Below are 19,999 nucleotides of genomic sequence, written 5' to 3'. Positions count from 1 at the left end.
GCCTTGACTCGGCGGCGCGGACCGCGCAAAGCGACCGCATGATGGCAGCCAAGCCCAAACCTCCCGCCGCGTCCGGTCCGGCCGGTCAATCGGTGCTGCCTGCGCTGCTGTCCAGGCCCTATCCGGCGGTGATGGGCGTATTGAATTTGACGCCCGATTCATTCTCGGACGGTGGTCAATTCGCCACTGCGGAGCGGGCGCTGACTAAGGCCCGGCGGATGATCGCCGAGGGCGCCGACATCATCGATATCGGCGCGGAATCGACCCGGCCCTACGGATCGGAACCGATCTCGGCGGAAGAGGAATTGAAACGCCTGCAGCCGATATTGTCCGATGTCGTCGCGCTCGGCGTTCCCGTGTCGATCGACAGCATGAAATCGGCCGTCGTCGCCTGGGCGCTCGATCAGGGCGCCGCCATCGCCAACGATGTCTGGGGGCTGCAGCGCGATTCCGGCATGGCCGGACTGGTCGCGGAGCGTGGCGCGCCCGTCATCATCATGCATAATCGCGAGCGCGCCGATCCTGCTGTAGACATCATGCAGGATATCGCCGCTTTCTTTGCGCATTCGCTCGATATCGCCGCGAAGGCGGGAATTTCATCCGACAAGATCGTGCTCGACCCCGGCATCGGCTTCGGCAAGACGCCCGAGCAGAGCATGACCGCGCTGGCGCGGCTCGGCGAGTTGCAGTCGCTCGGCCTTCCACTATTGGTCGGAGCCTCGCGCAAGCGTTTCATCAGCACGGTGACGCCGTCGGAACCGCATCAACGCCTCGGCGGCTCGATTGCCGCGCATCTGCTGGCGGCCCAAAACGGGGCGCGGATCATCCGGGCGCATGACGTCGCTGAAACCGTACAGGCGCTGCGGGTGGCGGCGGCAATCAGGGAACGGCAATGAGCGACACGATTTTCATCACCGGCGTCGTCATCCATGCCCGCCACGGCGTGATGGAGCACGAAACCAAAGTCGGGCAACGGTTCGTGATCGATATCGAACTCTCCGTCGACCTGTCGGAATCCTCGCACTCCGATCGGCTGTCCGACACCGTGTCTTATGCCAGCGTGGTCGAAACCGCGACCGCCGCGTTCACGAACACCAATTACAAGCTCTTGGAGCGTGCGGCCGGCGCCGTTTCCGACGCCATCTTCGCGGCGTTCCCTCGCGTCCATGGGATCAAGGTCACCGTGCACAAGCCGCATGCGCCGATCGCCGAGATCTTCGAGGATGTCGGCGTGGTACTCGTGCGCAAACGGTCATCGCCCTGACATGGCGGACGTGCTGATCGCGCTCGGCGGCAATGTCGGCGACGTCCGCGCGACGTTCACAAAGGCCATCTCCAATATTTGCGGCATGACGCAGGCTGCGCTGCTCGCGCGTTCCTCTGACTACATCACCCCGCCCTGGGGCGAGGAACACCAGGCGCCCTTCATCAATGCCTGCATCGAGATCGAAACCAGCCTCGATCCGCATGCGCTGCTGTTCACGCTGCACAAGATCGAGAAAAAGTTCGGCCGCGACCGCGCTCATGAGACGCGCTGGGGTCCGCGGACCCTCGACCTCGACCTGATCGCCTATGATGACGTCAGCCTCGACAAGCCGGAACTGACGCTGCCGCACCCGCGGGTTTTCGAGCGCGCCTTTGTGCTGGTGCCGCTGGCCGAGATCGTTCCCGACCGTGTCATTGCAGGACGCCGCGTGCGGGATGCGCTGGCACAATTGTCGACCGAGGGGATTGAGCGCTTACCCGACCTCGATTGAGCCCAAAAGACCCCAAACAACCGTTTGGCTTGGCGGCCGCCCCGTGGCAATTTCCGGCCAATTCAAGAGACGACCAAGGAATAATGGGCCGGATGACCGATAACGATGAGCTGACATTGGCCGCGGAGTTTCCGCAGGCGACCTACGAGGACTGGCGCAAGCTGGTCGACGGGGTGCTGAAAGGCGCACCGTTCGAGAAACTGGTCAGCAAGACGTCCGACGGATTGAAAATCGATCCGATCTATCGCCGCGCGAAAGGCGCCACGCCGGTCGCCGGCCGTGCCGCCGCCGCGCCCTGGCAGATCATGCAGCGGATCGATCATCCCGACGCCAAAGCGGCCAACGCGCAGGCACTGCACGATCTCGAAAACGGCGCCACCGGCCTGACACTGGTGTTCGCTGGCGCCAATGGCGCCCACGGGCTTGGATTGGACCCTTCGGCCGACGCCATCGACGCAGTTCTCGAGGGCATTTATCTCGACGCCGGCATCGGTATCGAGCTGCAGATCGGTCCGCAGTCGCGCATGGCGGCCATTCACGTCGCCGAATACATCAAACGCAAAGGACTTGATGCCGCGGCCTGCGATATCCGTTTCGGTCTCGACCCGCTGGGATCCTGTGCGGTATCGGGCTCCAGTCCCTATAGGTGGGACGAAATCGTGCCCGCGGTTACGGGTGCGATCCAGGGCCTCACCGCCATGGGCTTTAAGGGTCCGTTCGCAGCGGCCGATGGGCGGGTGATCCACGATGCCGGTGGATCGGAAGCGCAGGAACTGGCATTCGTGCTCGCCTCCGGCGTCGCTTATCCGCGCGCGATCGAACAGGCCGGGATTGCGCTCGAAGATGCGCAGGGCATGGTTTATGCACGGCTTGCCGCCGATGCCGATCAGTTTCTGACGCTGGCAAAATTCCGCGCGCTGCGGCTGTTGTGGGCGCGGATCGAGCAGGCCTGTGGCCTGACGCCCAAACCGCTGTTCATCGCCGCCGATACCGCCTGGCGCATGCTGACGCAGCGCGACCCGTATGTGAACATGCTGCGCGCGACGATGGCGACCTTCTCCGCCGGCCTCGGCGGCGCCAACGCCATCACCGTATTGCCGCACACGCTGGCGCTGGGGCTACCTGATCCGTTCGCACGACGCGTGGCGCGCAATACGCAACTGGTGCTTTTGGAAGAATCCAATCTCGCCAAAGTGAGCGATCCGGCAGCCGGCTCCGGCGGCATCGAAACGCTGACGCGGCAGCTCTGCGAAGCTGCATGGTCGCTGTTCCAGGAAATCGAGAAGGCCGGCGGCGTGTTCTCAGCGCTTGAGCAGAACCTGATCCAGAAGAAGGTCGCCGTGACGCGGGCGGCACGTGAAGCCAATATTGCCAAGCGCAGGGACGTGCTGACCGGAGCGAGCGAATTCCCGAACCTGCACGAGGACGATATCGCGGTACTCGATGCCAAGCCGATCGTGCTGCCGCCGTATGGCGAGGCGAAGTACAAGTTCGATCCGCTCACGCCGATGCGGCTGGCCGCGCCGTTTGAGGCGCTGCGAGACAAATCGGACGAAAAGCTCAAGGCATCGGGCGCCCGGCCGAAGATCTTCCTCGCCAATCTTGGCACGCCCGCCGCTTTCACGGCGCGTGCGACCTTTGCCAAGAGCTTCTTCGAGACCGGCGGCATCGAGGCGATCGACACGCAAGGTTTTACGGATCCCGCGGCGCTCGCTGCCGCATTCACGGCGTCCGGCGCGGCAATCGCCTGCCTGTGCTCGTCCGACAAGGTCTATGCGGAACACGCGATACCCGCCGCCAAGGCCCTTCAAGCGGCCGGCGCCAACCATATCTATCTGGCAGGGCGGCCCGACGCACAGGAGGCCGTGCTGCGCTCGGCCGGTGTCGCCGACTTCATCTTTGCCGGCGGCGACGCGCTGGCGATGCTGCAAGCGGCCTGGCAGCGGATGGAGTGAGCATGACGGAAACCAACCACAAGACGGTCCTGACCGGCGGCTGCCAGTGCGGCGCCATCCGCTTTGCGGTGTCGAAAGTGCCGCCCAAGGTCAGCATCTGCCATTGCCGGATGTGTCAGAAGGCATCGGGAGCGCCCTTCGCTTCCCTCGCCGATATCGAGCACGAGCATTTCACCTGGACCCGCGGTAAGCCGGCCTCGTTCCAATCCTCCTCTATCGCCGAGCGCGATTTCTGCGCGGCCTGCGGCACGCCGCTGACCTACCGATTGATCGGCGGTCCCCGGATCGAGATCATGACCGGCACGTTCGACCGCCCAGACCTGGTCGTGCCAACCCGGCAATATGGCACCGAATCCCGGCTCGGCTGGGTGGTCGGCATCGCCAACCTGCCGAGCCAGACAACACAGCAGAATTACGGGCCGGAAAAGATGGCGACCATCGTCAGCCACCAGCATCCGGACCATGATTAGGGGTGGCGATCTCGGCCGGCCAGATATGGTACAATGGGAAACATGAGCCGCATACCGAACTTTGCGAATATCGCCTTTGAAGCCACCGCGCCCGCGAAGCCCGCCGGCAGCGCCGAGCCGTGGCTGACACCGGAGGGCATTCCGGTGAAGCCCAGCTACAGCGAGGCCGATCTCGAAGGCATCGACTTCCTGGAGACCTGGCCGGGCGTCGCGCCCTACCTGCGCGGCCCCTACCCGACGATGTATGTCAACCAGCCCTGGACGATCCGGCAATATGCCGGCTTCTCCACGGCGGAGGATTCCAACGCGTTCTATCGCCGTAACCTGGCCGCCGGGCAGAAGGGTCTTTCGGTCGCGTTCGACCTCGCTACCCACCGCGGCTACGATTCCGATCATCCGCGCGTCTCCGGCGACGTCGGTATGGCGGGCGTGGCGATCGATTCCATCTATGACATGCGCACGCTGTTTGCGGGCATTCCGCTCGACCAGATGAGCGTGTCGATGACCATGAACGGCGCGGTGCTGCCGATCCTCGCGCTGTTCGTGGCGGCTGCCGAGGAACAGGGCGTTCCGCCGGAAAAACTGTCGGGCACCATTCAGAACGATATTCTGAAAGAGTTCATGGTGCGCAACACCTACATCTATCCGCCGGCGCCCTCGATGCGGATCATCTCCGACATCTTTGCCTACACGTCGCAGCGGATGCCGAAGTACAATTCGATCTCGATCTCCGGCTATCACATGCAGGAAGCCGGAGCTACGCAGGATCTCGAACTGGCCTACACGCTGGCCGACGGTGTCGAATATTTGCGCGCCGGGCTTGCGGCAGGCCTCGACGTCGACCGCTTCGCGCCGCGGCTATCGTTCTTCTGGGCGATCGGCATGAATTTTTTCATGGAAGTCGCCAAGATGCGCGCGGCGCGGCTGCTCTGGGCAAAACTGTTGAAGCAGTTCAACCCGAAGGACCCGCGCTCGCTGTCGCTGCGCACGCATTGCCAGACCTCCGGCTGGTCGCTGACCGCGCAGGACGTCTTCAACAACGTGATGCGCACCACCATCGAGGCGATGGCGGCGACGCAAGGCCACACGCAGTCGCTGCACACCAACGCGCTCGACGAGGCGCTGGCGCTGCCGACGGATTTTTCGGCGCGCATCGCCCGCAACACGCAATTGTTCCTGCAGCAGGAGAGCGGCACCAACCGCATCATCGATCCCTGGGGCGGCTCCTATTACGTCGAGCGGCTGACGCGGGATCTCGCGGCAAAGGCCTGGGGCCATATCCAGGAAGTTGAAGCGCTCGGCGGCATGGCGAAGGCGATCGAGGCCGGCGTGCCCAAACTGCGCATCGAGGAAGCCTCCGCCAAGACGCAGGCCCGGATCGACGCCGGCAAGCAGGCCGTGATCGGCGTCAACAAATACAAGCCGGTCAACGAGGCGCCAATCGACGTGCTCAAGGTCGAAAACTCCACCGTGCGGCGGCTGCAGATCGACAAGCTGAAGCGGCTGCGTACCGAGCGCGACCAGAAGGAAGTCGATCAGGCATTGGCCGCGCTGACGCGCAGCGCCGGCGAAGGCAACGGCAATTTGCTGGCGCTGGCGATCGACGCGGCGCGAGCGAAAGCCACCGTCGGCGAAATTTCGGACGCCATGGAAAAGGTGTTCGGGCGTCACCGCGCCGAGATCAAGTCCATCACCGGCGTCTACAAGCGGGAGGCGTCCGCCATGTCCAACCGGGTCGAAAAAGTGCAGGCGCTGATCGATGCGTTCGAGACTGCCGAGGGCCGCCGGCCTCGCATCCTCGTCGCCAAGATCGGTCAGGACGGCCACGACCGCGGCCAGAAGGTGATCGCATCCGCCTTCGCCGATGTCGGCTTCGACGTCGATATCGGACCGCTGTTTGCCACCGCCGATGAAGCGGCGCGGCAGGCGGTGGAGAACGACGTCCATATCCTCGGCGTCTCCTCGCTGGCGGCCGCGCATCTCACCGCCGTGCCGGAGATCAAGGCCGCGCTGAAGAAGCATGGCCGCGAAGACATCATGATCATCATCGGCGGCGTCGTCCCGCCGCAGGACTATGGGGCGCTGTATGCGGCCGGCGCCGAAGCGATCTTTCCGCCCGGCACCGTGATCTCGGACGCCGCCGAAGAGCTGATCCACAAGCTCAACGCCCGGCTCGGCCATAGCGAGGCGGCGGAGTAGCCCTCCGCCGGATATCTGCTCGATAGGATTTCCCTTGCGCCATTCTGCCTCTGTCATGTTGGCCCGCAGAGCGACCCTTGCGGCCGCGCTTGCATGCCTCGCATCGCTCTGTGCCATCGCCGCCGAGCCCAAACCGGACTTTTCCATCAAGACCAAATGGCTCGAGGCCAGCGTCACCCTCGACGCGAAGATCAAGGCCGATCCGGCGCTCGCGGCGAACTGCCTGGCGGAGGGAAAAGCGTGGGCGCAGAAGAACCGCGCCGATGCCGACAAGGAACGCAAGCAGGATCCGGACCTGTTCCGCAACGCGTGGTCGTATGAACGAAAATACGAGACGCGCTCGGTGGTCGATGGCCGCTACGTCAGCATCATCAGGGCCGATTACGAATATACTGGCGGCGCGCACCCCAACAGCTCGTCCGACACGATCCTGTGGGACAGGTCAGCCGGCAAACGCATCAGCATCCGTCCGTTCTTCACGGAAACGGCCGACAACGGCCCGACGATGAAAGCGATGCGGCAAGGCGTCATTGCCTCTCTCAGGGCCGAGAAAAGGAAACGCGGCACGGACGGCACGGACGCCAGCGCCATCGAGGGCATCGAACCAAAGCTTCTCAAGATCGGCCCGGTCGCCCTGGCGCCATCGACTGAGGAAGGCAAGAGCTCCGGCCTGAACTTCTACTACCCACCTTACGCGGTCGGCTCCTATGCCGAAGGCGAGTATGTCGCCTTCGTGCCGTGGGAGACGTTGAAGCCATATCTGGCGCCGGAGGGCGCCAGAATTTTCGGTGGCGCGCGACCGAAGGAAGACGAAGACCGGCCGCGTTGACGGCGGATCAAGCAGCAAGCCGGCCGAGCGACCGTTCGAGCGAATGCGTCCAATCCGGAATCCATGACTCGAACAGCGTCCGCCAGCGATCGACATCCTGCGGCGCGGTGTCGAGTTGCACGAACCATTCGATGAAGGTCCGGTTGCCCTCGACGACCGGAAGCAGATGCATCGTTCCCTCATAGCGCACCGGCGTGGGTGCGTCCGGAGTAAGCTCGGCAGGAAACGGCAGCGGCTCGATGCCTGCATACGTCAGCGAGTGCGCTTCATCGGAGTGCGCGGCGAGGCGCTGCCGGATCCAGTTGCCGAGATAGCAGAAGCGCCTGACCGCGCCGATTTCGTCGCCGCCCTTGTCATCCTCGATCATGCTTTCGCTCACCCCATCGATATAGGCCGGGTAATTGTTGAAATCGCGGATCAGGGCCCACACGGTTTCCAGGGGATGGTTCAGCACGGTGCTGTAATAGGCTGTCGTCATGGTTCTCTCCGCAATCGATCGCGGCCCGATGCTAGCCGCGCATCGATACCTATTTCGGGTAGCCCGATCGCCGCCACCCGATTTCCGGCTGTGGCGAGATGCCCGCCGGTGATGAAACCGCTTCACGACCAATGCCTTGCGAGTGGAGCGCAAAGCCGCCTACAATGCGAACATTACAAGAGCGCCTGACCCCACGGCGCCGCAGGGAGGATCACCATGTCCAAAAAGATTACCCGCCGCGCCTTCGCGGCTTCATCCGTTGCTGCCGCGGCTGTCGCAGGCTTTGGTTTCAAGCCGGCTTTGGCGCAGGCCTATCCGGCACGGCCGGTGACCGTGATCGTGCCCTGGGGTGCCGGCGGCGGCACCGACGCGACCGCGCGCATTGTCGCGGCACTGTTGGAAAAGGATCTCGGCCAGCCGTTCAACGTGGTCAACCGCACCGGCGGCTCCGGCGTGGTCGGCCATTCCGCGATCGCGACCGCACAGCCCGACGGCTACACCATCGGCATGCTGACGGTGGAAATCTCGATGATGCACTGGCAGGGGCTCACTGAACTGGCGCCCAAGAGCTACACGCCGCTGGCGCTGATGAACGAGGATCCGCCCGGCATCCAGGTCAGTTCCACCTCGCCTTACAAGACCGTGAAGGAACTGGCGGATGCAATCAAGGCCGCCCCCGCCGGCAAGTTCAAGGCCTCCGGCACTGGCCAAGGCGGCATTTGGCATCTCGCATTGGTCGGCTGGATGCAGGCGATGGGACTTGCCCCCAATCACGTGGCCTGGGTACCGTCGAACGGTGCCGCGCCCGCGATGCAGGATCTGGCTGCCGGGGGTCTCGACCTCACCACCTGCTCGGTGCCGGAAGCCCGCGCGATTATCGAGGCCGGCAAGGCGCGCAGCCTCGCCGTCATGGCTACGGCGCGCAACCCTGCATTTCCCGACGTGCCGACGCTGAAGGAAGCGATGGGCATCGACTATTCGACCGGCGCCTGGCGCGGTATTGCCGGTCCCAAGGGCCTGCCCGCCGACGTGGCGACGAAACTCACCGCGTCGCTGAAGAAGGTCTACGACTCCAAGGAGTTCAAGGATTTCATGAGCAATCGCGGCTTCGGAACGGTGTGGGGCGATGCGGCCCAGTTCGCCGCCTTCATGGAAAAAGGCGACGCCCAGATGGGTGTGGCGATGAAGGCCGCCGGTCTCTCGAAGGCCTGATCCGTCTTCGCCGGCTGACATCGTCCGAAATCCGCGGAGTTAGTCCATGCGTCTACCCGATCGCGTCACGGGTCTGTTTCTCGTTGGCCTCGGCGCAGCCGCCGCCTATGGCGGCTGGCAACTGCCGCCGGTGCCCGGCCAGCCGGTCGGGCCCAACGTCTTCCCGCTGGTGATCGGAACGGGCCTGGCCCTATGCGGGCTCGCGATTGCATTCGGGATCGGCCGCAGCTTCGAGGAAGAAGAACATCTTATTCCGGTCGAGGGCGGCCAGCCGACGCCGCCGACCGGCAAGCTCTATGGTCTGCGCGCCCTGCTCCCGCCGGCGTTGCTGCTGCTTTACGTCGCGATCGCCGAGCGGCTCGGCTTCATCCTCACGGCGGCAATGATCGTCTACGTGACCTCGACCGCGCTCGGCGCCCGCTGGAAGGTTGCGTTGCCGCTCGCGCTGCTTGCGCCGATCGGCATCCACCTGATTTTCTCAAAATTGCTGCGCGTGCCGCTGCCGCCCGGCGTTTTGCCGATGCCCTGGTGATCGATGCTCAATACCCTAACGCAAGCCTTCGCGCTCATCACCACCTGGGAAGTCATCGTCGCGATGCTGGCGGCATCGGTCTATGGCCTCGTCATTGGATCGCTGCCCGGGCTGTCGGCTACGATGGCGACCGCGCTATTGGTGCCCGTCACGTTCTATCTGTCGCCGATCGCTGCGATCGCGACCATCGTCGCCGCATCCACGATGGCGATCTTCGCCGGTGACATCCCCGGCGCGCTGCTGCGGATTCCCGGCACGCCCGCCTCGGCCGCTTACGCAGACGAAGCCTATGCGATGACGCGCAAGGGCGAAGCTGAACTTGCGCTCGGCGCCGGCGTCTGGTTCTCCGCCGTGGGTGGCATCGCCGGCACGCTGTCGCTGATGATCCTCGCGCCGCCATTGGCCGAAATCGCGCTGTCGTTCTCGACCTTCGAATATTTCTGGCTCGCATTCCTCGGCCTGATGTGCGCCACGCTGGTCGCGCGGTCTTCCCCGGTGAAGGCGATCGCCAGCATGTTCATCGGCCTGCTCGTCGCCTGCATCGGCATCGAAAACCCCGGCGGCGTGCCGCGCTTCACGTTCGGCATGACCAACCTGTTCGGCGGCATCGAACCGATCCCGGCGCTGGTCGGCGTATTCGCGGTGGCGCAGGTCATGCGCGCGATGCTCACGCCCGAGCCGCCGCCAATCCCGCGGCGTAGATTTGGAAGCATCTTGGCGGGCCAATGGAAGCTCACCAAGAAGTACAACTGGCAGATGACACGCGGGAACGTCATCGGCATCATCATCGGCGTGCTGCCGGGCGCCGGCGCCGACATGGCCGCCTGGGTCAGCTACGCCATGTCCAAGCGCTTTTCGAAGGAGCCGGAGAAATTCGGAACCGGCCACGTCGAGGGCCTGGTCGAGGCCGGCGCCAGCAACAACGCCAGCATCGCCTCGGGCTGGGTACCCTCGCTGCTGTTCGGCATTCCCGGCGATACCATCGCGGCGATTGCGATCGGCGTGCTTTACATGAAGGGGCTCAACCCCGGCCCGACGCTGTTCACCGAAAAAGCGTCAAGCATGTATGCGATCTACCTCATGTTCATCATCGCCAACATCATCATGATCCCGCTCGGCATCATTATGATCCGGCTCGCAAGCCACGTGCTGCGCGCGCCGCGCTCCACGGTGATGCCGGTGATCATGCTGTGCTGCGCCGTCGGTTCCTTCGCCATCGGCAACAACATATTCGGCGTGGTTATCGTCGCGACGTTCGGCGTCATCGGCTATGTCATGGAAGAAAACGGCTACCCGGTCGCCGCCATGGTGCTCGGCATCGTCATGGGCACCATGATCGAGCAGAGTTTTGTGACCTCGCTGATCAAGTCTGACGGCAGCGTGCTGCCGTTCTTCGAGCGACCGATCGCCGCGATCCTCGCCGCCATGGCGATCGGCGCGCTGATCTGGCCGGTGCTGGTCTGGGTATGGCGGAAGCTCAAACGCGCGCCCGTCCCCGCCGCGTCGGCGCGCTGAAGGACTGCGCAGGGCCCCCTCGCCTGCATGGCGCGGGCGTTGTAAACCAAGCCATGACCCTGCCGAAGAATCCTTCCCCCGACGTCGGGAAACTCGCCAAAGAACTCCGCTCCGGCCACCGCGCGGCGCTGGCGCGTGCGATTACCCTAATCGAAAGCAGGCGCGCCGATCACCAGGCCGCGGCACGCGATCTGGTGCAGACGCTGTTATCAGACACGGGCAAGGCGGTGCGCGTCGGCATTACCGGCTCGCCCGGCGTCGGCAAATCCACCACCATCGACGCGCTCGGCATGTTCCTGATCGAGCGCGGCCACAAGGTCGCGGTGCTCGCGGTGGACCCCTCCTCGGCGCGCACCGGCGGCTCGATTCTCGGCGACAAGACGCGGATGGCGCGGCTGGCCAATTCGGATGCCGCCTTCGTACGACCTTCGCCCTCGTCCGGTACGCTCGGCGGCGTCGCAGCAAAAACCCGCGAGGCAATGCTGCTCTGCGAGGCGGCCGGCTTCGACGTGGTGCTGGTCGAGACCGTCGGCATCGGCCAGTCCGAAACCGCAGTCTGCGACATGACCGATTTCTTTCTCGCCCTGATGCTGCCCGGCGCCGGTGACGAACTGCAGGGCATCAAGAAGGGGCTGGTGGAACTCGCCGACATGATCGCGATCAACAAGGCCGATGGCGATAACGTCAAGCGCGCCAATCTGGCGGCGTCCGAGTATCGCAGCGCGCTGCATATTCTCAGTCCCCGCTCGGAGCATTGGCATCCACCGGTCGTGACCTATTCGGCGCTGACCGGTATAGGTATGGAAACGCTGTGGCAGAAGATTTTGGATCACCGCACTGCCATGAACGCCTCGGGCGAGTTCGCCGGCCGGCGGCGCGAGCAGCAGGTGAAATGGATGTGGTCGATGCTGGAGCAGCGGATGATGGCGCGGCTCCGCTCCGATGCCGCGATCCGCGCCAAGGTGAAGAAGACCGAGGCCGAGGTCGCCGACGGCCGCATCACGCCGGCGGTCGCCGCCGAGCAGATCGCGGAGTGGATGCGATGAGCGACAAGTTTCGCGTGCTCATCACCGGCTTCGGTCCGTTCCCCGGCGCGCCCTACAATCCGACGCAGCCGCTTGTAGCGCGGCTGACGCGGCTGCGTCGCCCCGCGTTTAGCGAGGTTGAACTGTCCAGCCACATCTTTCCCGTCACCTACAGCGCGGTCGATCGCGAATTGCCAATCGTTCTGCAAAAGCACAAGCCGCATGCGCTGTTGATGTTCGGCCTCGCCTCGCGGACGCCGTATCTGCGGATCGAAGCCCGCGCCCGCAACGCCGTCACCATGCTCTGGCCCGACGCCGCGCAAACCCGCGCCCGGAAAGGCTCCATTGCCGACGGCGCGGACGCGCAGATGTTTGGCCCTCACACCGCCAAGCTGCTGCGCGCAGCCAGAGGTACCGCGATCGATGCCCGCGCCTCGCGCGACGCCGGAAGCTATCTTTGCAACTATCTGAGCTGGCGCGCGATCGAAGCCGTGGACGCCGGCAACGGCCCCCGCCTCGCCGCCTTCATTCACATCCCGCCGCTGGCGCGCAGCGGCGCGGTCAGACGAAAAGGTTTTCCGCGCATCACGCTGGAAGAGCTGGTCGATGCCGGCGAAGCGATGCTCATGGAAATGGTCCGGCTGGCGCGAAGAGCGAACTAGACTCCGTCGTCGTCCCCGCGAACGCAGGGACCCATAACCACCGCTGCCAGTTGTGAGAAAGCCGTCTGCTCTCGTGCCCTTTCCAAGGGCGGCCGCGGTGTATGGGTCCCTGCGTTCGCAGGGACGACGAGAACGGATTGTCGCACCCAACGTTAACCCTACCCCGAACAATGGTCGCCTTTCTTCGCGGTGTTCACCATGCCTAGCCGCCCTTCGCGATACCTATGAAACGCGAATGCCACGACCTGCATCGCGCTAGGGTCATCAGCCATGGACATGAACCGCCGCTATCTCATTGGAGCTTCCGCCGCCGGTGCAGCAGGAGCGCTGGCGATGTCACCTGACGCTGCGCGCGCAGCGCCCCTCACCTCCACGCTCGGCCGCGACGTCACGCAATATGGCGTCCGCCCCGGCAGCCCGGACGATCAGACAGCGAAACTGCAACGCGCGATCGACGAGGCGGCGCGCGCGCAGGTGCCGCTGGCGCTGCCGCCGGGGGTCTATCGCACCGGCATGCTGCGGCTTTCGAACGGCACGCAACTGGTCGGCGTCCGCGGCGCGACTAAGCTCGTGTTTACCGGCGGCGCCTCGATGCTGCAGAGCGAAGGCGCCAACAGCGTCGGCCTGACCGGCATCACCTTCGACGGCGGCCGCATTCCGCTGCCGACGCGCCGCGGCTTGGTGCACTGCCTCGGCGGTCGCGACGTCCGGATCGCCGACTGCGAAATATCGGGCAGCGGCGGCAACGGCATCTGGCTCGAACAGGTCTCGGGCGATATTTCCGGCAATATCTTCACGAAAATCGCGACCACCGCCGTCGTATCCTTCGACGCGCTTGGCCTGATCGTGGCGCGCAACACCATCACCGATACCAATGACAACGGCATCGAAATCCTGCGCACCGCGATTGGCGACGACGGCACCCTCGTCCTCGATAATCGCATCGAGGATATCAAGGCCGGCCCCGGCGGCTCCGGGCAGTATGGCAACGCCATCAACGCCTTCCGCGCCGGCAATGTGATCGTGCGCGGCAACCGCATCAAGAATTGCGACTACTCGGCCGTGCGCGGCAATTCGGCGTCCAATATTCACATCACTGACAACAGCGTCAGCAATGTCCGCGAGGTCGCGCTCTATTCGGAATTTGCGTTCGAAGGCGCTGTGATCGCCAATAATACCGTGGATGGCGCCGCCGTCGGCGTCTCCGTCTGCAATTTCAACGAGGGCGGGCGGATTGCGGTCGTCCAGGGCAACATCATCCGCAATCTCCTGCCGAAGCGGCCGATCGGCACCGCGCCCGACGACGACGCCGGGATCGGCATCTATGTCGAGGCGGACTCCACAGTCACAGGCAATGTGATCGAGAATGCGCCGTCGTTCGGCATCATCGCCGGCTGGGGCAAATATCTCCGCGACGTCGCGATATCAGGCAATGTGATCCGCAACGCCTTCGTCGGCGTCGGCGTATCGGTGCTGCCAGGCGCCGGCACGGCCCTGGTCAACAACAACATGATCTCGGAAACCCCGCGCGGCGCCGTGGTCGGGCTCGATCACGCCCGCACCATCACGACCGACCTGTCAGCCGAAGGTGCGCAGCGTTACGCGCAGGTGGTGGTGGGAGGCAACGCGGTCAGGCGGTAGTTCGCCCTCCTCGTCCACCTACAGCGCGTTGCGCAACGCCGGATAGCGTTCCTTCATCGCGTCGAGATCGATCGCCGGGAACGGCATCTCATCCAGCGCCAGCACATCAGGCACGGACGGCGCCTCGTCCGCCACGACGAGTTGGCTTTCCAGCGCGACCAGAACATCGGCGGGAACGTCGCGCGGCGGCGCGGTCGCAATCGGCGGCGACGTTGCAACGATCGGCGCCGGCTGCGGCTGAAGCTGCACGACCGGCGGACGATAACCCTCGTCGCGCGGCAGTGGCGTCAGCAGCAGCGGCGTCGTTCGACGGCGGCCAAGCCAGGTCATATCGATCTGCGTGTTGTCGAGCGAAGCTTCGCGGCTCAACAGGTCACGCCAGGTTGCGACGGCGGCCTTGGCTTCCTGGATGTTTTCGAGGAATTCGCGTTCGGTGTGGAAGCGGCGCCAGCGCCCGGTCTCGAACAGTTCAGTAAGGTATTCCAACCGTTGCTCGGCAAGGCTGCACCAGCGCGCAACAATGTTGCGGCCACGTGCCACGTCTGCAGGATGTGCCATAAATCAGCCCGTAAGAGAGAGACGGACGCAGACGCAACCGAGACGAATCAGTGGAATGTGACTGGGATATTCTGTGGAAAACTTTTTCGTTGTCCAGTGCGTGAAGCTACAGGAATACGCAACAATCGAAGAAACCCGCACAACTACGGGTTAATCCGCTCTATTCGCGGTCGAGCGCACAGCAGCATGGTCGCGTTGCGCGGCGAGCCTCGATCATTTCGTTTGGGGAGATGCACGGGGAAATTGCGCATCGTGCAGACGAGTCGAAAAACTTGCAGTTGCAAGCCGTCACGGTGCCGCACGAAACGCAGCTTCGTCCAAAACCCTGCGCTGAAAATGAAAGACCCGTCCGGGGGGACAACCGGACGGGTCAAGCTATATGGGCGCTTGGGGTGGATGGGCGCTCGCGCCGAATACAGCCTATGGGGAGGGATTACCGCTCCCACGTAGATAAGTCGCGACACCCTCCCAAGACGTTCAAAACGCCGGACGATTTTTTTAACCTTGTCTTTAGGGACCATCGTCGGAAAATCGCTGCGCGGCAGGCTATTTTGCAGCGTTTGCGGCCGATTTGTCCGCCGCCATCGAGGCCGAGGCGTCGTTCAATGCGCGACTCACGGAAGTGTTATCCGTGGCCGGGTCATGCGCCGGCGCTTTCTCCCCCGCAGGCCTACCGGAAACCGAGGCAAGCGGAACCGCCGGTGCGGCGGCCGCGGCCGTAACGGCGGCAAAGGCATCGGCCTCACCTGCCCCAAACTGATCGTCGCGGCCGGGGGTGCCGAGGTCGCGGGCGGTCCTGGTCAGGATTGCGCGAACATCGCCCGGCTTCAACGAAGGATTGCGCTCCATCATCAGCGCCGCGACGCCGCTGATATAGGCGGCGGAGAACGAGGTGCCCGACGTGATCTGGTATTTTTCATCGGGCGCCGGCAGCAAGATATCCGCGCCCGGTGCAGCAACCGCGATGTGGTTGCCCCGGTTCGATGCCGCAAACAGTCTTTCCTGCGCGTCGGTGCCACTCACCGCAATGACATTGGGATTGGCGGCCGGATAGAGCGGCGGCGATTTCGCGCCGGCATTGCCGGCCGCAGCCACCATCAGGATGCCACGGGCCGCCGTCGCGGCGATGCCTCGCTCGATCAGCGGATCCTTCGGACCGGCAAAGCTCATATTGATGATCTGCGCGCCGTGTTCGGCCGCGTAGTCCAATCCCCGAAGGATTACATAGGACGTGCTCTGCGCGCCCTTCGATCCCGCGCCGAACGCGCGGATCGCGATCAACCTCGCCTCCGGTGCGCTACCCATCAGCTTGGCATGCGCCACGATCGCGCCGGCAATGCCCGTGCCATGGACATGCGGACCTTCCTTGCTTCCGAGCGCATCGAAACTGTCGGCAACCGAATTGGCGAGTTCGGGATGCTTGGCGTCGACGCCTGAATCGATCACCGCAATGGTGACGTTCATGCCGCGGACGAGCGCGTGCGCCTGTGGCAGCCGAAGCTGGGCGACGGCGTATTGCGCGGCATCGCCCGCGGTCGAAGCCTTCTTCTGATCCTGCAGGAAGTAACGGAAATTGAGCTGCACCGAACGCACGCTGGCATCGGCCGCGAGTTCGCGGCGCACGGTGTCCACCGGCCGGTTATCGACGATGCGGAACAGACCGATGGTGCCGCCGAGCAACGGGAAGTTCTGCGACGCGATGCGTTCCAGGCCGTGACGCCGCGCCAGTTGGTCGGCTTCGGCAGTAGATAACGCGCCGTCGATTTCGGCGACGAGTTCGTTCTTGACCGCGCGCAGATTGACCGCTGCCTGTGCGTTGTTGTTGCCCGATCCGCCCTTGCCCTTCTTGGCCGAAGCGCCGTTGCCGCTGCCGGCCGACATCACCGGACGATCAAAGCACTCGCCATCGGGACCGCGAAGCGCATATGCGCAAGCCGGATAGAGGTTGGGCGAAAACCGCGCATGGGGAAGCGTCGATCGCACACCGGCCCCCGGACGGACTCGCAGGGTCGAACTCATGGTGCCGATCCGGGACGGCGGCGTCCGCGCGACGGTATCGGCGCGCATGGCCGGCCGCGCCGTGACGGTCGGACTGATCCGCGGCGTCACCGTCGGACTGATGGTGGGTACCCGCGAGCCAACGTTCAGACTGGGGGTGCGCATGATGCTTTGCGCATGCACCGCCGAGGGTCCGAAAGCGATTAGCGGCAACAGCGCGGCCGACACCACCCATGTCGCACGCTGGGTCCTTGTCCACCAACTCACGCCATCATGAACCATGGGACCTCAGCTTGCCCGGCCCGCGCCAGGCGGCCTTACGGCGTTGCCACCGCCAGGCTGACGATTTTCTCGCGCTGCAGCCTGCTCAGCAGGCCAGCAACTTCGTCCTTGCTCATCGCCTTGTTGCCGAACTGCAGCCGGAACATGCCGCCCTTGGCGCCGTCGATCGAGGCCTGGTAGTTGTCGAGCAGCGCCGTGATGTCGGCGATGCGCGCTTCAGGCGCGAACCGCACCAGCGCGCGCGGCGGCGCGAGGCTGCCTGCGAGATCGCGCGTAATCGGCGCCGATGGCCGCTCGTTCAGGCTTAGCGACGCCGTCTCGAACAACGCGGTCTGATTTTTCATCAGCACGGCGCCGATCACGCCGGCCTGCAGCACGAGCGCCACCGCGCCGAGGCTCGCCGACCAGGCGAGCGTACGCGGCGACAGGCTTGCAAAAAACTCCGATACGCGCGTGGACAGGCTCACCGAGCGCGAGGGCTCGCGCGCAGGCTCCGCGTCGATTGCGGCAAACAGCTTCTGCATGGCGCGCGTGGACGGTGCACCCAGGGTCTCGTTGAGGCTGATCGTCTCGGCGTATTCTTCGCGAATGACGGCATACTGACGGGCAAGCTCGGTATCCTCTGCAAGCGCTTCCTCGACGCGGCGTGCATCGCGCGCGCTCAGGGTGCCGGCCGCATGGAAGGGCAACAGCATCTCGACTTCGCTGGGCTCGTGATCCAGCATTTTTTTGCTCGCTGCCATCATGGCCAACCTCGCTCTATGCCTGCTGCTTTGAGCAACTCGGCCAATTTCTTGCGCGCATAAAACAGGCGCGTCTTGACGGTGTTCTCCGGGATACCGACGATTTCGGCCACCTCCTCCACGGACTTCTCGTGGTAGTAGACGAGATCGACGATCTCCCGATGCTCTGCCGAAAGTGCCGTCAGGCACTTGCGCAGCGCTTCACCCGTATCCTTCTTCTGCACCACCACTTCCGGATCGTCGGACGTATCCTCAATCGCGTTCGCGGTTTCCTCGTCCAGCCCAACGTCCTTGCGGCGCCGAAGTGCCGAAAGAGCCTTGAACCGCGTAATCGCCAAGAGCCAGGTGGTAACGGCGGATCGGCCTTCGAACTTGCCAGCCTGACGCCACACATCGAGAAAAACCTCGCTGATGAGGTCTTCCGCGACCTGTTCGTCCCTTACGAGCCGAAGCCCGAAACGGAACACCCTGACATGGTGCCTTCCGTAAAGCACCTGCATGGCGAGCCGGTCGCCTTGAGCGATCCGAGCGATCAGAATTTCGTCTGAAGCCGCCTGTGTCGCACTCAATGGCCGTCTCGCAAAGTTGGTCGGACGGGGGTGGCCGGCGGTTCGATGGGAACAGTGAGATTCTTCACATTACGGCAATGCCCGCATCGCATGTGTGATCTACCCCACAGATGGCCATTGCCAGGCCATTTTGACGCAAGAATGGAGCCAAACTCCAGAATTGGTATCATATTACGGAAACACTTTCCTGAAAACGCGCTACCCCAACCTTAGCAAGGCTTCGCCGGCAGGGCAGCATCCGCGCGACGCCCCAGGGTCCCCGCACGGGCAGGTTCCGCACTATCGGAATTCGGCAGATTTCCGTTGCGAAATCAGTGCAATGGTCGGGTTTTAACGGAGCCGATTCGGCTTCAAAAGATACCAAACCTAAAGGCTTTATTCCCTAAAGTTTCGTCCGGCATCACCAACAGCGGCGGGACATGAGCGGCGCGGCATCATTGCTTCAGGGGCAAGGCTCCCACAATGCGACCGCGCGCGTCGCCCGCCTGCCGCTGGAGTTATTGAAGCGCCGGGCCGGCCAGCGCCGCCAGATGCTGGCCGTGCAAGGCGTCAGCTATTTGCTCATCACCTCGGTCCTGCTGGTCTATTGCTACGCCGGCACCGTCCCGATCACCATTCCATCGACCTATTTCCTTTCCGGTATCGGCTTGGTGTCGGTCTTTGTCGTGTTGTCGGAAGCCCACTTCAACGACCGGTTCGAGGACCATTATCTCACGATCTTCCAGGTCGCCGGCCACGTCGCGCTCCAGCTCTGTTTTCTGCTGGCCGCACCACAGATCGGATTTGCCTTCCTGAGCGTCGTATTCCTCATCTTCGGATTCGGCGCGCTGCGAATGACGTCCTGGCAGGCGATCATCACCTGGACCCTCACCATTGTAGGCCTGGCGCCGATCTTCCTGTTTGCCAGCACCCCGATCGGCCTGCCGATTACCACCCAGACCGAACGCGTCGCGGCCATGCTTTCCTTTGTCCTCACCATCGGACAATGCGCCTTCGTGGGACTGTACGGCTCTACCATGCGCAAGATGCTTTACGACCGCAGCTTCGAACTGAAGGCGGCGTACAAGCGGATCGAGGAGCTTGCCGAACTCGACGAACTGACCGGGTCGTCCAACCGCCGCAGCATCATGCGGATGCTGGAGGAGGAGATCGCCCGCGCGAGCCGCAGCGGATCGCCCTGCTCGATCGCACTGATCGACCTCGACTGGTTCAAGCGCATCAACGACGCCTACGGTCACCCGATCGGCGACGAGGTGCTGCGGACATTCTCGATCACCATGTTTGCCAACATCCGCAGCATCGACCGGTTCGGCCGATATGGCGGCGAGGAATTCCTACTGGTGCTGCCCGACATGGACGTCGACCAAGCCATGCACGCGCTCGATCGGTTGCGCGCCATTATTGCCGATCTCGACTGGAGCGCATTCTCGCAGGGCATGAAGGTGACGATGTCGGCAGGCGTTGCAACGCTGAACCCGGACGAAACATCAGACACATTTCTCGCGCGCGCCGACAGCGCGCTTTATGCAGCCAAGGCGCAGGGACGTAACCGGATTACCAGCGCCTGATCCGAT

Annotated in this window: 19 protein-coding genes; 14 read left to right on the top strand and 5 right to left on the bottom strand. The window is 64.0% G+C overall.

Annotated elements, in window-relative coordinates; all coding sequences use genetic code 11:
- The first annotated feature begins 38 nt into the window (after positions 1 to 38).
- The 7 genes from folP to KJQ96_RS02720 all read left to right on the top strand — a co-directional run bounded on the left by folP (position 39) and on the right by KJQ96_RS02720 (position 7,210).
- Positions 39 to 896: a dihydropteroate synthase gene (gene folP, locus KJQ96_RS02750; RefSeq protein ID WP_213285182.1), complete on the top strand. Its 858-nt coding sequence runs from the start codon at positions 39 to 41 to the stop codon at positions 894 to 896.
- On the top strand, positions 893 to 1,264 hold the full coding sequence (folB, locus tag KJQ96_RS02745) for a dihydroneopterin aldolase (protein ID WP_028348933.1): 372 nt from the start codon (positions 893 to 895) through the stop codon (positions 1,262 to 1,264). Before folP ends, folB begins: the two co-directional genes overlap by 4 nt.
- Position 1,265: 1 nt before the next feature.
- Positions 1,266 to 1,757 carry a 2-amino-4-hydroxy-6-hydroxymethyldihydropteridine diphosphokinase gene (gene folK / locus KJQ96_RS02740; RefSeq protein ID WP_213285181.1) on the top strand — a complete coding sequence of 164 codons (492 nt, stop codon included), beginning with the start codon at positions 1,266 to 1,268 and terminating at the stop codon, positions 1,755 to 1,757.
- 92 nt (positions 1,758 to 1,849) lie between these two features.
- Positions 1,850 to 3,712: a methylmalonyl-CoA mutase family protein gene (locus KJQ96_RS02735; RefSeq protein ID WP_375293132.1), complete on the top strand. Its 1,863-nt coding sequence runs from the start codon at positions 1,850 to 1,852 to the stop codon at positions 3,710 to 3,712.
- 2 nt (positions 3,713 to 3,714) lie between these two features.
- On the top strand, positions 3,715 to 4,182 hold the full coding sequence (locus tag KJQ96_RS02730; protein WP_213285179.1) for a GFA family protein: 468 nt from the start codon (positions 3,715 to 3,717) through the stop codon (positions 4,180 to 4,182).
- A 42-nt stretch (positions 4,183 to 4,224) separates the two neighbouring features.
- Positions 4,225 to 6,381 (top strand): methylmalonyl-CoA mutase, encoded by a 2,157-nt coding sequence (scpA, locus tag KJQ96_RS02725; protein ID WP_213285178.1) that lies wholly within the window; start codon positions 4,225 to 4,227, stop codon positions 6,379 to 6,381.
- Between the two features lie 55 nt (positions 6,382 to 6,436).
- Positions 6,437 to 7,210, top strand: coding sequence for a DUF3298 and DUF4163 domain-containing protein (locus KJQ96_RS02720; RefSeq protein ID WP_213285177.1), 774 nt, complete (start codon positions 6,437 to 6,439; stop codon positions 7,208 to 7,210).
- Positions 7,211 to 7,217: 7 nt separating this feature from the next.
- Here KJQ96_RS02720 and KJQ96_RS02715 read toward each other — a convergent pair whose 3' ends face one another.
- Entirely contained in the window at positions 7,218 to 7,688 is a 471-nt protein-coding gene (locus tag KJQ96_RS02715) for an SRPBCC family protein (RefSeq protein WP_213285176.1), read from the bottom strand.
- A 216-nt stretch (positions 7,689 to 7,904) separates the two neighbouring features.
- On the opposite strand from KJQ96_RS02715, the gene KJQ96_RS02710 reads away from it, so the two are divergent.
- The 6 genes from KJQ96_RS02710 to KJQ96_RS02685 all read left to right on the top strand — a co-directional run bounded on the left by KJQ96_RS02710 (position 7,905) and on the right by KJQ96_RS02685 (position 14,275).
- Complete coding sequence (locus KJQ96_RS02710; protein ID WP_213285175.1) at positions 7,905 to 8,900, top strand: tripartite tricarboxylate transporter substrate binding protein; 996 nt, start codon at positions 7,905 to 7,907, stop codon at positions 8,898 to 8,900.
- A gap of 46 nt (positions 8,901 to 8,946) precedes the next feature.
- Complete coding sequence (locus tag KJQ96_RS02705; RefSeq protein ID WP_213285174.1) at positions 8,947 to 9,432, top strand: tripartite tricarboxylate transporter TctB family protein; 486 nt, start codon at positions 8,947 to 8,949, stop codon at positions 9,430 to 9,432.
- A 3-nt stretch (positions 9,433 to 9,435) separates the two neighbouring features.
- Positions 9,436 to 10,947, top strand: coding sequence for a tripartite tricarboxylate transporter permease (locus tag KJQ96_RS02700; RefSeq protein ID WP_213285173.1), 1,512 nt, complete (start codon positions 9,436 to 9,438; stop codon positions 10,945 to 10,947).
- Positions 10,948 to 11,000: 53 nt separating this feature from the next.
- On the top strand, positions 11,001 to 11,993 hold the full coding sequence (meaB, locus tag KJQ96_RS02695) for a methylmalonyl Co-A mutase-associated GTPase MeaB (RefSeq protein WP_213285172.1): 993 nt from the start codon (positions 11,001 to 11,003) through the stop codon (positions 11,991 to 11,993).
- A complete protein-coding gene (locus tag KJQ96_RS02690) occupies positions 11,990 to 12,634 on the top strand; it encodes a pyroglutamyl-peptidase I (RefSeq protein WP_213285171.1) in 645 nt (214 codons plus the stop codon). The genes meaB and KJQ96_RS02690 overlap by 4 nt, the downstream gene beginning before the upstream one ends.
- 270 nt (positions 12,635 to 12,904) lie before the next feature.
- Positions 12,905 to 14,275 carry a TIGR03808 family TAT-translocated repetitive protein gene (locus KJQ96_RS02685; protein WP_213285170.1) on the top strand — a complete coding sequence of 457 codons (1,371 nt, stop codon included), beginning with the start codon at positions 12,905 to 12,907 and terminating at the stop codon, positions 14,273 to 14,275.
- Positions 14,276 to 14,293: 18 nt separating this feature from the next.
- On the opposite strand, the gene KJQ96_RS02680 is transcribed toward KJQ96_RS02685, so the two are convergent.
- The 4 genes from KJQ96_RS02680 to KJQ96_RS02665 form a co-directional block, all read right to left on the bottom strand.
- A complete protein-coding gene (locus tag KJQ96_RS02680; protein WP_213285169.1) occupies positions 14,294 to 14,833 on the bottom strand; it encodes a TIGR03809 family protein in 540 nt (179 codons plus the stop codon).
- 546 nt (positions 14,834 to 15,379) lie between these two features.
- A complete protein-coding gene (locus KJQ96_RS02675; protein ID WP_213285168.1) occupies positions 15,380 to 17,113 on the bottom strand; it encodes a S8 family serine peptidase in 1,734 nt (577 codons plus the stop codon).
- Positions 17,114 to 17,148: 35 nt separating this feature from the next.
- Positions 17,149 to 17,859, bottom strand: coding sequence for a hypothetical protein (locus KJQ96_RS02670; RefSeq protein ID WP_213285167.1), 711 nt, complete (start codon positions 17,857 to 17,859; stop codon positions 17,149 to 17,151).
- Positions 17,856 to 18,425, bottom strand: coding sequence for a sigma-70 family RNA polymerase sigma factor (locus KJQ96_RS02665; RefSeq protein WP_028348949.1), 570 nt, complete (start codon positions 18,423 to 18,425; stop codon positions 17,856 to 17,858). The genes KJQ96_RS02670 and KJQ96_RS02665 overlap by 4 nt, the downstream gene beginning before the upstream one ends.
- Before the next feature lie 419 nt (positions 18,426 to 18,844).
- Between KJQ96_RS02665 and KJQ96_RS02660 the strand changes: the two genes are divergently transcribed.
- Complete coding sequence (locus KJQ96_RS02660) at positions 18,845 to 19,993, top strand: GGDEF domain-containing protein (RefSeq protein WP_213285166.1); 1,149 nt, start codon at positions 18,845 to 18,847, stop codon at positions 19,991 to 19,993.
- Positions 19,994 to 19,999: the final 6 nt, after the last annotated feature.

Origin of the sequence: Bradyrhizobium sp. sGM-13 (genome assembly GCF_018398875.1) — a bacterium.
Classification (GTDB): Bacteria; Pseudomonadota; Alphaproteobacteria; order Rhizobiales; family Xanthobacteraceae; genus Bradyrhizobium.
The sequence above is the reverse complement of the archived record's forward strand: the minus strand, read 5'-3'. Positions and strand labels throughout refer to the sequence as shown.